Consider the following 16,755-nt stretch of genomic DNA (forward strand, 5'->3'; position numbering starts at 1 on the left):
TAGAATAGGAGATGGAATGTAGGAATACTGCATAGCCTTAGTTCGATTAACTATGTCCACTTTTCTTTTTTCATCTCCAGTAAAGGATTTGAGTGAAAACGCACCAAATATTATTAAGTCAAAATTTTCAAAAGCGAACAGAGACACTAAGCTTCTCCATTCGTTTTTCTATTACATATATTGTTTACGCCAATGTAGCTGTTCTTTAGATGCTATTTGCTGTTCAATGGCTTCGTCTCAATGATTTATCAGTGTATTCCACACTCACGCATATAATATATCCTTTCCTTTGTCTAGACGCTGAAAAAACCGCCCTATATGGACGGTTTTCATTAAAATGACCAAAGATTAATGTTGGTCGATTGGTTCTTTTGGAAGGTCTTTACTTAGTTCACAGTACTTCGCGAAGACGCGGACCAATTCTTGTAGACGTTCACGAACGTTTTCATCGATAATGTTATTCTCTTTATCGAAATGACTAGCATGCGTATAAACGTAGTTTGGTGTTACGAGTGCACGGAAGTAGTCGAGGATTGGTTTTAGTTGGTTTTCTACTACTAAATGATGTTGTTGTGTACCACCATTGGCTACGATTGAAACTGGTTTGTAGCGCATTGCTTTAGGATGTAGGAAATCAAATGTATTTTTTAACACGCCAGGAATCGATCCTTGGAAGATTGGTGTTGCTATAATATAGCCATCCACTTCTTCGAATTTTTTCACGAGTGTTTTCATATCATCATTATATTGATCAAATGGGCGACCATCGACAAATTGATGTTCGAAGTCAGCTAGATGCAATAATTCAAGCTCTAGGCTGCTATCAAATTCATTAATATATATCTTAATTTGTTCTAAAATTGCTCCTGTTTTTCTTCCGATAATTGTACCGTCTACGAGTAAAATCTTCATAGATGTTACCTCCAATTCAAAATTCCTATCGCTATTGTAACAAATGCAGATTCGTTATATAAGGTGACAAGCTCGTTTTTGACACAATTTCAGTCTTTAGACGGAACATAAAACTACATTTTTCGCCAGAACATTAAATAAATGCCTGCATAAGCAAAGCGTTTTGCTATATTAATCTCCATTATTCAAGGTATTCAAAATACATTCCATATTCCAAGAATTATATGGTACCAAAAAGTGCCACTCTGCTTTGTAACACCTTGAATAGATATTGATTTTGCTATTCATTATCTAATGGTTTATCTACCTTTTCATCTTCTCCAGCTTCTGTCTCTAGGAAAACTTCTTTGCGTTTCTCCCAATTAAATATCGGCTCTTCATCAAATTCTTCTTCATGATGTCCAGTAATTTTTTCTACTACTCCCTTTGATGGCTCCATCATTAAAATTGCTGTGGAATCATACACTGCTACCTTTTGTTTTTTACTATAAAGAGCAATAATATGCATTGCTTCTGCTAATTTTTTTGCAGGAATTGCTCGATATTTTTTTAACGCTCCAAAGAATACAGGTTTCAATAAATTTATCGCTACTCCACCGAGATTTTCCGCGAGGCGCAATTCCTCACGATTCCCCATTAATAATGACGGTCTAAAAATCGACAGTTGTGGTAATTCTAAAGCGATTAAATTATGTTCCATTCTCCCTTTTACTCGATTGTAATAGAACTTAGAGTTTTCATTCGCACCCATTGCAGAAATAACGAGTACATGCGGAATACCTCGCTTCTTTGCGATGGACGCAATATTTAATGGATATTCAAGATCTACTTTTTCAAAGGTTGCTTTTGATCCTGCTTTTTTTCGCGTCGTTCCAAGGCAGCAATAAAGCTCATGCGCAAATTCGAAGTCATTCTCCTCTAGTTGATCAAAATGACGAACTTTCACAACGAGCTTTGGATGCTCATACTTTAATTCGCGGCGAGCAATTACTGTGATCTCTACATACTCTTCACTTTCACAAAGGCATTTGACAAGCTCTTGTCCCGTCAAACCAGTTGCCCCAACGACAATCGCTGAACGCATTAACATAATTGTTCACGACCTTTCCTAAACTATATACCGTCAAAAACAGCACATAGTTTAGCTTGTATATCTAATATTCTATTGATTTATCAGACATAATTATCAATTTTTCACCATAAAGTAGATAGATAAGCTGAAAGGATGGGATTTGAATGACTAATAACCAAACAGAAAACTATTCTAAAAAAACAATTGCATTTGCGGTGGAGGTTTCAGCGCATAATGATTTATACCCCGTAGAAAGAATTGCTACCCTTGTAAAACTGTTCAACGATGAAAAAATTCGAATTTTCATAAAGCAACCTTCTGAGTTAGCATTGAAAAAGCTAGCGGCTACTGGAATAGAGCCTATTTCTTACCGCGATCAAAAGCAGTTGCTTCAATATATAACAAAACTAAAACCTGATTTACTTGTACGTGATGGCATAAATACAGAACTAGAAGATACGGAAAAATTAAAAGAAGTTGTACCTGCCATCGTCCATTTCGATGATTTTGGTGAAGGTGGCAAAGCAGCCGATTGCGTGCTACATACACTTTATAGAGAAGTCCGTGAAAAAGTAGATCCTCATTATTTAACAGGACCCTCTTCATTTGTTGTGCCCGAAAAAATTGCTGCCATTACACCGATTGAAGACGAAGGGGATCGGCCTCATATCGTCGTCGCATATGAAGGTAGCGATCCCGAAAATTTAACGTATCGAACTATGAGGCATCTAATGCAACTACAAATTCCCGTACGCATTTCGGTATTAGTTGACCCATCTTATGCACATGGTATAGATGAATTAAAAATGATGGCGTTAAGCCGCAGAAATATTACCATTATCCAAGCAGCTGATATGCTCGAACCATTACTTGCTGAAGCTCAAATCGTCATCTGCTCAGCGAGTTACACACCTTATAAAGTAGCTGTTGTTGGCATCCCATGCATCGTCATTTCACAAAATGAAACTGAGATTATGCATGCATTCCCTCGCGATCAAAATGGCTTTATCCATCTCGGAAGTGGTCGTAAGTTAAAACAATCTCACTTACAAAATGCCGTCATGGAATTACTCCTACATGAAGCACGCTGCGAACGTGCTATTCGCAACCAAAAAAAGCTCGATTTGCAAAGCAACAACCATTACATCCACTCCATGCTGATTAATTTTGCACAAAGAACACCAAAAACACAGGCGTTTTTAGTACAAGATCACACCAAGAAATCGCCACGTATGATACAATAATAAAAAAGCTGTGATGAATTTTGTCGCAATCCCTGAAATAGACGCCGCAATGAACGAAATCTATATAAAGGAGCATTTCCATGCCTACGAAAGCCGAAATCGAATACCAAATATTAGAACTAAAAAGCGACTATATCCGTCAACAAGGTGACATCGAAAAACTCGATTCCATAGGTAACGGATCCGCAGTCGAACAGGCCGAAAAACGCCTGCAAGACATGGAGCAACAACTAGCCGAATTGAACAAACAACTCGCAGCGTTGTAACACTGCGGGTTTTTTTATTGTGAATGCTGAAGGCGCTCGTTCAGCTGCGACAAGCGTTGCAGTTCTCGAATCAAAGTCATCTTTTCAGGCTTTGACCGAGAGAACGGAAACGACCTCGAGCAGCTAGCGCCTGAAGCTGGATGAATTAAATGCTGAAGCGGCCCGTTTAGACTCGACAAGCACTGGAACTTTTGAAACAAAAGCATCTTTCCATCTTTTGTCCGAGAAAGTGGAAGTGACCTCGAGAGTCTGGCCGCTGAAGCTGGATATCTCATCTAAATGCTTCGGACGCCCGTCTAGCCCCGACAAGCACTGGAAGGCCCGAACACAAGACACTTTTTGTGGTGTGCCGAGCTACACCCTATTTTTCAAACAAAAACAAAATTCAAACTACTAACTATAACAAAGAATACGACTTGCCTCGTTTGCATTCATGCTTTCGAACACGGATATTTTCTTAAAGGTGCAATTATCGTATTTCATATGGAGGACAAAAGAATGAGTATTTTAACAGTTGATAATCTTGGCCATACATTTGGCGATCGTACGCTTTTTAAAGAAGTATCGTTCCGTATCGTAGAAGGCGAGCATGTTGGGCTTGTGGGCGCAAATGGTGTAGGTAAATCTACATTAATGAGCATCATCACGGGCCAACTAATCCATGATGAAGGCCGCGTTGAATGGTTACCAAACACACACTACGGTTATTTGGATCAACATACTGTATTAACACCAGGTAAAACGATGCGTGAAACTTTACGCGATGCCTTTTTACCGCTTTACAAAAAAGAAGCTGAAATGAATGAAATTACAGGTAAAATGGCCGAAGCCACACCTGAAGAACTTGAAGAATTACTAGACCAAATGGCTGAAATTCAAGATGCTCTTGATGCTGGTGATTTTTACACATTAGATATGAAAATTGAAGAAGTTGCACGTGGTCTTGGTTTAGATGCAATTGGCCTTGAGCGCGATGTGACTGCACTTTCTGGGGGCCAACGTACAAAATTATTACTTGCGAAGCTTCTATTAGAAAAGCCTAAAGTTTTATTACTTGATGAGCCTACCAACTATTTAGATGAAGAACATGTAACTTGGCTTTCAAACTATTTAAAAGGTTACCCACATGCATTCTTTTTAATTTCGCATGATACAGAATTTATGAATGGCGTTGTCGATGTTATTTTCCAATTAGAATTTTCAAAACTAACTCGCTACACTGCCACTTACGAAAAATTCTTAGAACTAGCAGAAATCAACAAACGTCAACATATTGATGCATATGAAAGACAGCAAGAATTTATTAAAAAACAAGAAGGCTTTATCGCAAAAAACAAAGCGCGCTACTCTACAACTGGCCGTGCAAAATCGCGTCAAAAACAACTGGATCGCATGGAGCGTATTGATCGTCCTGAAACAGCTGCGGATCCAAAATTCAACTTCAAAGAATCACGTAGTTCTGGCCGTTACGTCGTAGAAGCTGAAAACCTATTAATTGGCTATGACAAGGACAAGCCATTATTACCACCACTTACTTTCGAAATCGAACGTGGTGAGAAAATTGCCTTAGTTGGAATGAATGGTGTTGGTAAATCAACGTTATTAAAAACAATGCTTGGCAAAATCAATCCACTTGGCGGTAAAGTAACACGTGGCGACTTCCTCTTCCCTTCTTATTTCGAGCAGGAGGTAAAAGCAGGCAATATCACGCCAATTGAGGATGTCTGGAATACCTACCCAAGCATGGATCAAAGCCAGGTACGTGCTATCCTTGCAACAACTGGTTTAAAAAACGAACATATTTCACGCCCATTAAACCAACTAAGTGGTGGAGAACAAGCGAAAGTTCGTATTTGTAAATTAATGATGGATGAAAGTAACTGGATGCTATTCGATGAACCAACAAACCACTTAGACGTTCATGCGAAGGAAGAACTAAAACGTGCCATGAAAGAATTCAAAGGCACAATCGTCCTAGTCAGCCACGAACCCGAATTCTACGAAGGCCTTGTCACAAAAGTATGGGACGTAGCAGAATGGTTTTCAACTGGACATCAATAAGTAAATGCTGAAGTGGCCCGTCTAGCCCTGACGAGCACTGGATTTTTCGAATCAAAGTCATCTTTTCAGACTTTGACAGAGAAAATGGAAGTGACCTCGAAGGGCTGACCGCTGAAGCTGGATATCTATCTTAATGCTGAAGCGGCCCGTCTAGACTCGACAAGCGATGGAACCTTCGAATCGAAAACGTCGTTTAAGTTTTCGACCGAGACGGTGGTAGTGACCTCAAGAGTCTGGCCGCTGAAGCTGGATATCTATCTTAATGCTGAAGAGGCCCGTCTAGACTCGACAAGCACTGGAACCTTCGAATCGAAAGCGTCTTTTAAGTTTTCGACCGAGCCGGTGGAAGTGACCTCGAGAGTCTGGCCGCTGTAGCTGGATATCTATCTTAATGCTGAGGACGCCCGTTTAGCTGCGACAGGCACTGGAGGGCTCGAATCAAAAGCGTCACTTCAGCTTTTGTCCGAGAGACCGAAGTGACCCGAGCAGCTGGCGCCTGAATTTTAATACTCTTCTAAATACTAAAACTCCGCCAATGCGGAGTTTTTTTCAAATTCTATACGATAGCCATGATTTCATAGCTATCCCTTGAAATCAGATACATATCGTGTAAAAATTGCATTAAGGAAGGTGTTTTTATGGATTCAGACAAGAAAGCTAAAATAGTACAAAGAAAGAAAAACAAACTTAAGAGACATACAATCAAGGTATTCTTTTTAACTTTAGGTGCATTAATCATGGCTGTTGGTTTGGAAATGGTTTTGATTCCAAATAACTTAATTGATGGCGGCGTTACTGGTATTGCCATTATAGCCTCACACCTCACAAATCTTTCACTCGGGTTATTCCTATTCCTTTTCAACTTACCATTTTTATATTTGGGCTATAAGCAAATTGGACGTACGTTTGCCTTTTCAGTCGCTTACGGTATCGCCGTCTTATCAATAGCGACTTCATTTATGCATAATTCTACAGCGTTCACAAATGATATTTTATTAGCTACCGTTCTTGGTGGTATTATGCTTGGAATTGGTGTTGGAATTGCGATTCGGGCTGGTGGCTGCTTAGATGGTAGTGAAACGTTAGCCATTCTATTCAATAAAAAGTTGCCCTTTTCTGTAGGACAAATTATTTTATTCATGAACTTATTTATTCTAGGTAGTGCAGGCTTTGTATTCGGTTTCGACCGTGCTATGTACTCGCTCATTTCGTATTTCATTGCATTCAAAACAATTGACCTTGTTTCTGAGGGCTTGAATCAAACGAAATCTATTTGGATTATTAGTGATGAAGCCGATGAAATTGGCGATCAAATTATGTCTCGACTTGGCCGCGGTATTACCTATTTAAATGGCCAAGGCGGTTTCTCTAAAGATGATAAACAAGTGATTTTCTGTGTCATCAACCGTTTAGAAGAAGCAAAATTAAAAAATATCGTAGAAGACGTCGATCCATCCGCATTCCTTGCTTTCAGTAATATGACTGAAATTCAAGGCGGGAATTTCAAGAAAAAAGACGTGCACTAATTTGCTCATACTTTCAAAACCACTGACCAAAATTGATCAGTGGTTTTTTATGTAATAGCCTCTGATTTTGTCGAAAATCGAAATTTCATGCTTATCCGTTAATTTTATTTATTTCTTCCTCAAAAGACATTGACTTATATATATCTTACTTGTAAGATATAAGTATAACAATCAGTACAGAAAGCGGGAGAAATAAATGGCTGTTACAATTTTTACTCAAACGAGCTGTACATCATCCAAAAAGGCATTACAGTGGTTAAAAGAAAATAAAATTTCTTTCACTGAAAAAAGAATTACCTCTGAACAGTTAACATTACCAGAATTTAAAATGATTTTGGGCATGACTGAGGATGGTACAGATGAAATAATTTCAACAAACTCAAAAGACTTCAAAAACTTAAATTGCGATATTAATCAACTTTCTATTCAAGAACTATATGATATTGTAAAGGATCATCCGAAAATGTTACGTAGTCCTATTTTAGTAGATGAAAAACGTCTACAAGTTGGCTATAACGATATGGATATTCGTCGTTTCATCCCACGCAAAGTGCGTGCTTATGAGCTTTATGAAATGCAGCGTCTTTCACTAGAAGGCTGAATGAAACATTTTGGAGATGAGTAATATGAATGAAGCTAGAAGAGAAAGCATTTCTTCACTTTTTGAAGTAGTCGCTTCTTTAGAGCGGAAATGGGCAAATGAATGGAATAGCCAAAACACATTGGGCTTTTCCAAAACACATATTTTGATACTAGATTTGTTGGATAATGAAGGTCCAAAACGCCCTTCTGCTATCGCTGAGAGACTGCAAGTGACAACAGGTGGCATTACAGTGCTCACTAACAAGCTGATTAAGGCGCAACTTATTAAAAAGACACAAAACGAAACAGATCGCCGTGCCTCTCAACTTGAGATTACCGAAGCTGGCAACGAACTACTATTGACTGCACATAGTCATGTGAACGAAATTATTGAAAGAATGTTCGGCATGCTCAGCGAAGATGAAATTCATACACTCCGTAAAATTTTCTCAAAATGCTTATTTGGTTAACGATATACTGCTAGCACAAAAAATTGTGCTAGCGGTTTTACTTTGGAGAAACTTTCTTTTGCGAGCATTGAATGCTGCTCCATACAACCGGGTCACAAAAAAAGAGCCACCCACATCGGGTAGCTATCTTCTCATCCATTTGCCGTTTTTCAAGGCGCCAACCTCTGCTTAGATTGCCCGGCATTGATTAACGGACAAAGCATGAATTATGCCGGCATAACAACTTCAGCTGAAGATTGGTCAGCTATCATCATTTCTTTAAGACGTTGTTTCGCACGGAATAAGCGAGATTTCACAGTGCCGATTGAAACTTTCATTAACTCTGCAATCTCAACAAGTGAATATTGATTTACATAGAAATATAATAATGTATTGCGATAAATAGCATCTAATTGGCCAATTTTATCTTGTACGATTTGAGCGATTGCATCTTGCTCAACAACTGCTTCAGTAGATAGTTCATTATTGGGAACCAAATCTAGTACAGGAACGTCTAAAGTATCAGGTTGGTTCATCATGTATTTACTACGACGAACATTTTTGCGATAGCGGTCGCGGAAAGTGTTCATACATATTGTAGTTAACCAAGCTTTGATATGATCTACATCAGCTACATAAGATTCATAACGTACAACTTTTACCCACACCTCTTGCATTAAGTCCTCTGCCTCTGTATTATTGCGAGTTAGTTTTAAGCATAAGTGATATATATAACGATTGTATTCCTCGTAAACTGTTTCAAGTGTTGTATTTGTATTTGTTGTTGTATTCATTTTCATTACCTCCGATTCGCATCTTACTTTGTTAAACCTATTGTCGCAAAAACAAACCTTTCACTCTATCGTATTCTCTTTCAATTTTCTTACATTCATGTAAGGTTTGTATGTGAATCATGTAATCTACTATCCAAAACCTTTATATATCAGCATTCTTCATTGAAATATTACATTACAAAGAAAAAAACCTACCCGATTTTGGATAGGTTTCAAACTCATTATCTACTTTTCTTGCTCTTCTGACGTTTCCGTTGGCATCTTTGTAATCGTTAATTTCACGATACGACTATCATCCACTTCATTTACAACGACATGTAAATTTTCATAATCGAATGATTCATTTTCTTCTGGAACATGGGCGCATTGTTCAAAAACAAACCCACCAAGCGTATCATGATCTTGCGGAATTTCTACATTAAAAATGCGATTTGCCTCATCAATTTCAAAGCGACCATGACAAACAAGTTTCATCTCCGTTACTTCGTAAATAAGCGACTCCTCTGCCTCATCCGATTCATCCTCGATTTCCAGACCAATCATTTCTTCTATAATATCTTCATGCGAAATAATACCGAGTGTTCCACCATATTCATCTAGTACAATGGCTAAATGCTTTTTCTGTGCTAACATTAATTTGAATACTTTTTCTACATTAATATTTGAAACAACAAATAGCGGTTCACGGTCAATGAAATCACCAAGCGTTTTCGAAGGATCTAATGTCCATTCGATAAATTTTTTCGAATAAAACATGCCGACAATATCATCCATACTCTCATCATAAACCGGATAACGGGTGAAAGAGTATTCCAAAATCGTATCGCGCGCCTCTTCAAACGTTGCATGAATGGATAATCCAACGACCTCTGTCCGGTGTGTACCGAGAACATCTGACACATCCTTATTCGGGAAATCCATCACACCTTTAAGGCGCTCAGATTCATCAAAGGCAAATGTTCCTTCTATAGAAGCAATATCTACCATTGTTCGAAGCTCTTCCTTCGTTAGTGTCGCTTCCTGTACCGCTCCATTTGAAATGATTCGGATAAAAATATTCGTAAAGCCTTGAACAATCCAAATAATTGGGCGCAAGATTTGTACAAGCAATGAAATGATAGGAGCAACTATATATGCAACACGATCTGCAAACGTTACAGCAATCGTTTTCGGAAGAACTTCTCCGAATATTATGATCATTACTGTCAAAATTATTGTAACCACCGAAATTTTCCAACCGTGTCGGAGTGCAATGATTGTTAATAATGTAGGCATTAAAATATTTACTATGTTATTACCAATTAAAATTGTTGTAATCATGCGGTCCGGCTGCGAAATAAGCAAAAGCAGCTTTTGCGACATACGGTCACCTTGCTCAGCTCGCAGCTGGACCTTCATCCTATTAATAGCTGTTAATGCTGTTTCACTACCTGAAAAGAAAAATGACAGCATCAAACATATGATCAAACCTATAAATTCCAACTATATTTCCTCCTGTTATTATACGGATTCTCTACATTTTTATATAAGTAATATACCATATTTTCACTAATCTAACTCTTCCCAAGTGCAGATTTCTAAATAATCCTAGGAATATGCTATAATATTTCTATTATCGAAATTTTCAGAATGAGGGATGAATATGGAGCATTTAGACAATTATTTCACTACGAAGCGTGAAGAACATTTAGAAGAGCTAAAACAATTTTTATCTATTCCAAGCATTAGCTCTTTATCTGAACACAAAGAAGATATGAAAACTGCCGCTACATTTTTAGCCGATGCTATGAAAAAAGTAGGATTAGAAAACATAACAATTAATGAAACTGGTGGCCACCCCGCTGTCACTGCAGATTGGTTACATGCTGAAGGCAAACCAACCGTTCTAGTATATGGTCACTATGATGTACAACCTGTTGACCCTTTAAACTTATGGGATAGCGAGCCGTTCAAACCTGAAATCCGCAATAATATTTTATATGCTCGTGGTTCAAGTGACGACAAAGGACAAGTATTCATGCATATCAAGGTGATTGAAGCTTTATTGCAAACAAACAGTGAGTTACCTGTGAACGTGAAGTTTCTAATCGAGGGTGAAGAAGAAATCGGTAGTAAAAACTTACCGGCGTTCGTAGAGGAACATAAAGACTACCTAGCATCAGATTTAGTTCTAATTTCAGATACAGGTCTTTACGCTCCTGGAAAACCTGCTGTCTGCTACGCTTTGCGCGGTTTAACAGGTGTACAGATTGATATCCGCGGAGCTAAAGGGGACCTTCACTCAGGACTTTATGGAGGTGGCGTTCAAAATCCAATACATGCCTTAGCTGAAATTTTGGCATCCTTCCATGATGAACATGGCACTATCACAGTAGATGGCTTTTATGACAATGTTCTTCCACTGACTGAAGAAGAACGCGCTGCATATCGTGCTTTGGACTTTAACGAAGAAGGTATCAAAGAGGAAATTGATGTGAGCGAATTATTCGGTGAAAAAGGCTACACCTACCTTGAACAGACATGGGCGCGCCCAACTTTAGAAGTAAACGGCGTATTCGGTGGCTTCTCTGGTGAAGGTATTAAAACAGTTTTACCTGCAGAAGCTGGCGCAAAAATAACTTGTCGCCTAGTTCCTAACCAAGATCCTGAAGAAATCGTAGAAAAACTACGTACACATATCGCAACTCACAAACCAGCAGGCGTTGAAATTACAGTAACTGACTTTGATAAAGGGAAACCTTTCATCACACCAATGGATCATCCACTAATCCAAGCTGCTGGCCGTTCTTATGAAAAAATATACAACGCACCTACAGCATATATTCGTGGTGGCGGTTCTATTCCCATCGTCGCGACATTTGATGAAATTCTAGGTACTCCAGTAATCCTGATGGGCTTCGCACTTTCAAGCGAAAACTTCCATGCACCAAACGAGCACTTCCACCTAGAAAACTACGACAAAGGCCTCCGCGTAATTAGCGACTACTACTACGAAGTAGCCGCAATCGACAAGGATGAGCTGTAAGAAATAAAATTGACCGCTCCAATTTAAATTGGAGCGGTTTTTTTGATGAAGAAAATATATTTGTATGGTGCTTCGGAGCATTTATTTTACTGGCGCTCTTGTTTGACGTACTTGGATCTGCTATCGACTCACTCGAGCTCTCATTTAACATACTCAGAACGGCTTTTGACTCACTCGGGCTCCCATTTAACCTACTCGCTTCCGCTTTTGACTCACTCGAGCTCTCATTTAACCTACTCGCACCGGCTTTTGACTCACTCGAGCTCTCATTTAACCTACTCGCTGCGGCTTTTGACTCACTCGAGCTCTCATTTAACCTACTCGCTGCGGCTTTTGACTCACTCGAGCTCTCATTTAACCTACTCGCTGCGGCTTTTGACTCACTCGAGCTCTCATTTAACCTACTCGCTGCGGCTTTTGACTCACTCGAGCTCTCATTTAACCTACTCGCTGCGGCTTTTGACTCACTCGAGCTCTCATTTAACCTACTCGCTGCGGCTTTTGACTCACTCGAGCTCTCATTTAACCTACTCGCTTCTGCTTTTGACTCACTCGGGCTCCCATTTAACCTACTCGCTTCCGCTTTTGACTCACCCGGGCTCCCATTTAACCTACTCGTTTCCGCTTTTGACTCACTCGGGCTCCCATTTAACCTACTCGCATCGGCTTTGGACTCACTCGGGCTCTCATTTAACCTACTCGCTTCCGCTTTTGACTCACTCGGGCTCCCATTTAACCTACTCGCATCGGCTTTTGACTCACTCGGGCTCTCATTTAACCTACTCGCTTCCGCTTTGCTCGGCATCGCTCTACTCGAATGAGAATTCTATTTACCTTCAAATCAAATCTCATCACTCAGTTCCTCCGGCTCCAAATCAAAAAAATCCCACATACGCCCAAAAAACGTATGCGGGATTACTAGCACTATACAAAGATTGTGCTCAATATTTAATGTTACTCTCCGAAAATGGTTACAATTTCAGCTGCTGATTTGCGTGGTTTTTCTTTTGGTACGAGATCATAATGGCCGAATTGTAGCATGCTGATAATGCGTTCACCTTGTTTGATGCCCATTGGTGCGCGGAATTTTGGATTATCTAACCATGCAGGTGTTTTCCAGCATGTACCGATGCCGTAATCCCATGCTAGTAATTGCATATTTTGAATGAAGGCACTTGCTGCACCAAAGTCTTCTAAACGCTCTTTTTGACGTGTATCTTCAGGAATAACTACGAAAGCATAGGCACCTGGTAATGAGAACTTACTCATTTTATTTAAAAGTTCATCTTCAGAAAGTTCTTTCCAATTTGGCACGACAAATTCACGAATTAGATCTTTTAATGGCTCTAATTCAGGACCGCAGGCAACAACTAAGCGCCAAGGTTGACGGTTACCGTGGTTTGGTGCCCATACCGCATCATCTATAATAGCCATCAGGTCCTCGCGATCGACTGGTTGGCCATTGAACATTTTAATAGAACGACGTTGTGTAATAGCCTCTTTTACTGTTAATGATTGTATACTCATTTTTATCTCTCCTATTCTGTTAATCTTCAAAAATCGGCAGTCATTTCCATCATACGATTTATAGATACATCACTATTCACAATACCATATTCGATTCAAAATACAAAAAATGATGCAAGAATTCTCCATCATTTTTTATCATAAAAATGTCACTTGATTTCGCCCGTTATTTTTTGACTCGTATAGCGCTCTATCGGCCGTTTCGACAAAGGCACTAACTGATTTATATAGGTGCATATATGTTGTTGTTCCACCGATACTAATGGTCGCAAAATGGGGGTCACTTCTACCTTTATGTTCTAACTGGGCATTTTCAACTGAACTTCGAATTTTCTCGGCAAGTCCCCTTGCCTCGTCCTGATCCATTTTCCGCAAGACGATTGCGAATTCTTCTCCCCCATAGCGTGAAATAACACCTCTGTCAGCGACGATATCCCTCATTATATTAACTATATAGCAAATAAGGTCATCACCTTTTAAATGGCCGTATGTATCGTTATATTTTTTAAATTCATCAATATCAATCATTAATAATGTGAGTGACCACTTTTCTACGTAACTTTCACGGAAGCAAATTGGCAGATGATCATTAAAATAGCGGCGATTATTAATACCCGTTAAGCCGTCTAATTCGGTCAACTGCTTCAAACGCTCATTTTTATCCTGTAGTTCTAATGTTCTTTCATGAATTTTCTCATCGAGTGATGTATTTAACACTATCAATTCCTTGCTAAGTAACTCGGATTCATGGAATTTCTGTGCGTAACTTCGGCTCAGGTTAAACGCTTGTAAAACAACGTAGATGAAAAAACCGTAAATCGTCATGATGAATGTTTCAATTACGCCCTTTTCGAACAAATAATCATTTATAACGGTGAAGCAAAATAACAAGTTTGCTATAAAATTCAATAACGCAGTTGGCCTCTTATTCAAAATGGCCTTCATCAATATAAACACTACATAGAACATTAAAATAAAGGTAAGTGGAAAGACGCAAAAGAATAGTGATTTAAAGAAACCTGGCGACGTCACCCATGTTAGCAATACTGATGGCAGAATCATTGCCGTAACAATATAAACCGGCTTTTTGCTCGTTTCTTTTGGAAATAGCCGATAAATAAAAGCCATATATAACAGGACGGATATATAGATTAATGTATCCTCTATCCTCATTAGTAAAAACCAAGAGAGTTGTGAAAATTGCATTTGTAAAAACATTGGTCCAACGAATAATGAACGCCCCGCGATGAATAAACTCAACAAACCAAAGTACAGGAAAGGTCGCTCCTTCTTTCTATATAAAAATACAACTATATGATATATCCCTATAATAATTATGCTACCATTCATAAATAAGAGAGCCGTTTGTTGGTCCACATTATAATTGACAATCGCATTCGCTTGTCCAAATAAAATCTCCTGATTGGCACCACCTACAACATTCGCAAAATTTGACACATGCAATATGACTAAAACTGCATCTGACTTAGGTATAAAATAACCAATTCTTGGTGCCATCACTGGTGTAGTTGAATCTTTCGAAGTACCAACAAAGCCATTGGATGATATACGCATGTCATCTACAAATAATGTATAGGCACTCGATTGAAATCGAGTGGAGAGCGCCAATGTATGACCAATCTTCTCTTTAGGAATTTGTATACGTAATGCATATGTAGCAAAGCCATCTGCACTGCCTAACTGATCATTCCAGGTGCTTGGTAAATCTGCCATCTTCACATTAGATTCTCTCGTCCTCTTCTCTATTTCTTTAGAAGTCAATAATTCTTTAGAGAAAAATAACCATTCTCCACGCAGCGGAATGACGGATTTCTCTATTAAATTCTTATTATTAATCACTAGTAAACCATCTTGTATATGGTAATCAGTTTTATAATCAACGAATGCACAACCACTGAGGATGAATACAAATAGTAGTAATGCGCGTATGTTTCTCAAATGTATTCCTCCCTTAATTCGATAATAGGTTAAAAAGGGTTGTTCTCATAACTATTTTTCCTGCATACTGTAAAAAAGAGCCTGGAGGATGTAGTATGTTTTATTTCACGATTTGTTATTGGGTAATTAGTTATTTTGTCGGTACAATGATGACCGCATGGTGGATTGGTAAATGGAAGAAAATCGATTTACGCGAGCATCGTAGTGGTAATTTAGGTGCTAGAAATGCTGGTGCAGTGATTGGTAAACCTGCGTTCTTTCTTACTTTCTTTGGTGATGGAAGCAAAGGTGCCCTCATTGTTTTACTTGGCTACTTGCTTGACGAATCACAATTCGCCATCACTGTTGCTGGAGCTCTCGTTATTGTCGGTCATTTATTTCCGATTTGGTTAAAAGGCAAAGGTGGCAAAGGAATAGCCACGTTTATCGGTGTTGCTCTTTCTTTAGATCCACTACTATTTGTATCTTTTGTTGTTGGCTTTTTATTTCCTTTCCCTTTCTTAAAAAGCGCGACACTAAGTATGCTCATTGGATATGTGTGCTATGTCCTATGGATTATTTACGTTGGAATGCTACCAGTTGCATCGCCAATCGTCCTTATTATACTTATTATTCTTTACAAACATCGCTTTGATATCAAAGAATCATATCAAGAAAAAGCTTGGCAATCCAAAAAAGGTGAGTGAATCGATTTCCTCAAAATGTATTTTAGCAGAACATAGTTAACCCGACCTACATTGTATTACATAGGTCGGGTATTTTATCATATTGGTAATATAACATCTTCTATGTGAAAAAAGTAATATTTCATATTCGGCGTATACGCAGTTGAATCTTTATATTCCCATGGTCGATGAAAGCTATTGGATGTGTGGGCATTCACATGAGGTACACCATCTTGAATACTTGTAACGATGACGGAATGGTCGATTCTCCCATCACCTTGGAAATCGTAAAAAATGACATCCCCAAGCTCTAATTCACTGGCAGATGCAACTCGCTTCCCCCTCAGTCCCTTCTTGGAATTTTCTAAATACCAACGCAAAGAATGCGATGTACTCCAACTAAAACTCCAACTACCTCCTTTTAGCCACCAGCCCTCCAATCGGTTTGGCGCTCCCCACATAGGTGCGCTGCCTGCAAACAAACATTGCGATATAAAATTCGTACAATCCACATCGAATCGCGGAAATGCTGGATTGTAGCTATCCCACCATTTATCGGCATAGCGTACAGCTGCTTCTCGATTATAAACTGCTTCATCACACCTCCTTGCTCATTTATATGCACTGTTTGGCTGAAATATTTCTCTTACTGCAAAATATTTTCCATCTAGCA

At 38.9% G+C, this 16,755-nt stretch carries 15 protein-coding genes and 1 pseudogene; 8 read left to right on the forward strand and 8 right to left on the reverse strand.

Annotated features, from left to right (window positions below):
• Window positions 1–348: 348 nt before the first annotated feature.
• Window positions 349–912 (reverse strand): NADPH-dependent FMN reductase, encoded by a 564-nt coding sequence (locus JFL43_RS11570; protein ID WP_100794941.1) that lies wholly within the window; start codon window positions 910–912, stop codon window positions 349–351.
• A 280-nt stretch (window positions 913–1,192) separates the two neighbouring features.
• Entirely contained in the window at window positions 1,193–2,002 is an 810-nt protein-coding gene (locus JFL43_RS11575; RefSeq protein ID WP_200749168.1) for an NAD(P)H-binding protein, read from the reverse strand.
• Window positions 2,003–2,148: 146 nt separating this feature from the next.
• Here JFL43_RS11575 and JFL43_RS11580 point away from each other — a divergent pair, with 146 nt between their 5' ends.
• From JFL43_RS11580 to JFL43_RS11605, 6 genes are all read left to right on the forward strand, one after another.
• Window positions 2,149–3,228 carry a PseG/SpsG family protein gene (locus JFL43_RS11580; protein ID WP_200749169.1) on the forward strand — a complete coding sequence of 360 codons (1,080 nt, stop codon included), beginning with the start codon at window positions 2,149–2,151 and terminating at the stop codon, window positions 3,226–3,228.
• 80 nt (window positions 3,229–3,308) lie between these two features.
• Window positions 3,309–3,494 carry an SE1832 family protein gene (locus tag JFL43_RS11585; protein WP_100794944.1) on the forward strand — a complete coding sequence of 62 codons (186 nt, stop codon included), beginning with the start codon at window positions 3,309–3,311 and terminating at the stop codon, window positions 3,492–3,494.
• Between the two features lie 498 nt (window positions 3,495–3,992).
• Entirely contained in the window at window positions 3,993–5,555 is a 1,563-nt protein-coding gene (locus JFL43_RS11590) for an ABC-F family ATP-binding cassette domain-containing protein (RefSeq protein ID WP_100794945.1), read from the forward strand.
• A gap of 638 nt (window positions 5,556–6,193) precedes the next feature.
• Window positions 6,194–7,081, forward strand: coding sequence for a YitT family protein (locus JFL43_RS11595; RefSeq protein WP_100794946.1), 888 nt, complete (start codon window positions 6,194–6,196; stop codon window positions 7,079–7,081).
• 196 nt (window positions 7,082–7,277) lie between these two features.
• Window positions 7,278–7,682, forward strand: a complete 405-nt coding sequence (gene spx / locus JFL43_RS11600) for a transcriptional regulator Spx (protein ID WP_100794947.1) — start codon at window positions 7,278–7,280, stop codon at window positions 7,680–7,682.
• A 25-nt stretch (window positions 7,683–7,707) separates the two neighbouring features.
• On the forward strand, window positions 7,708–8,133 hold the full coding sequence (locus tag JFL43_RS11605; protein WP_100794948.1) for a MarR family winged helix-turn-helix transcriptional regulator: 426 nt from the start codon (window positions 7,708–7,710) through the stop codon (window positions 8,131–8,133).
• A gap of 206 nt (window positions 8,134–8,339) precedes the next feature.
• Here JFL43_RS11605 and JFL43_RS11610 read toward each other — a convergent pair whose 3' ends face one another.
• Window positions 8,340–8,906 (reverse strand): RNA polymerase sigma factor, encoded by a 567-nt coding sequence (locus JFL43_RS11610; protein ID WP_200749170.1) that lies wholly within the window; start codon window positions 8,904–8,906, stop codon window positions 8,340–8,342.
• Window positions 8,907–9,131: 225 nt separating this feature from the next.
• Window positions 9,132–10,388 (reverse strand): hemolysin family protein, encoded by a 1,257-nt coding sequence (locus JFL43_RS11615; RefSeq protein ID WP_200749171.1) that lies wholly within the window; start codon window positions 10,386–10,388, stop codon window positions 9,132–9,134.
• A 154-nt stretch (window positions 10,389–10,542) separates the two neighbouring features.
• Between JFL43_RS11615 and JFL43_RS11620 the strand changes: the two genes are divergently transcribed.
• Window positions 10,543–11,931 (forward strand): dipeptidase, encoded by a 1,389-nt coding sequence (locus JFL43_RS11620; protein ID WP_200749172.1) that lies wholly within the window; start codon window positions 10,543–10,545, stop codon window positions 11,929–11,931.
• Here JFL43_RS11620 and JFL43_RS11625 read toward each other — a convergent pair.
• From JFL43_RS11625 to JFL43_RS11635, 3 genes are all read right to left on the reverse strand, one after another.
• Window positions 11,882–12,736, reverse strand: a complete 855-nt coding sequence (locus JFL43_RS11625) for a hypothetical protein (protein WP_200749173.1) — start codon at window positions 12,734–12,736, stop codon at window positions 11,882–11,884. The genes JFL43_RS11620 and JFL43_RS11625 overlap by 50 nt on opposite strands.
• A gap of 149 nt (window positions 12,737–12,885) precedes the next feature.
• On the reverse strand, window positions 12,886–13,458 hold the full coding sequence (locus JFL43_RS11630; RefSeq protein WP_200749174.1) for a nitroreductase family protein: 573 nt from the start codon (window positions 13,456–13,458) through the stop codon (window positions 12,886–12,888).
• A gap of 138 nt (window positions 13,459–13,596) precedes the next feature.
• Window positions 13,597–15,417 (reverse strand): sensor domain-containing diguanylate cyclase, encoded by a 1,821-nt coding sequence (locus tag JFL43_RS11635; RefSeq protein ID WP_200749175.1) that lies wholly within the window; start codon window positions 15,415–15,417, stop codon window positions 13,597–13,599.
• A 95-nt stretch (window positions 15,418–15,512) separates the two neighbouring features.
• Here JFL43_RS11635 and JFL43_RS11640 point away from each other — a divergent pair, with 95 nt between their 5' ends.
• On the forward strand, window positions 15,513–16,103 hold the full coding sequence (locus JFL43_RS11640; protein WP_200749176.1) for a glycerol-3-phosphate acyltransferase: 591 nt from the start codon (window positions 15,513–15,515) through the stop codon (window positions 16,101–16,103).
• Between the two features lie 77 nt (window positions 16,104–16,180).
• Here JFL43_RS11640 and JFL43_RS11645 read toward each other — a convergent pair.
• A pseudogene (locus tag JFL43_RS11645) lies at window positions 16,181–16,672 on the reverse strand (amidase domain-containing protein); the annotation flags it as partial.
• Window positions 16,673–16,755 lie beyond the last annotated feature (83 nt).

This window comes from Viridibacillus soli (genome assembly GCF_016612995.1).
Taxonomy (GTDB): domain Bacteria; phylum Bacillota; class Bacilli; order Bacillales_A; family Planococcaceae; genus Viridibacillus; species Viridibacillus soli.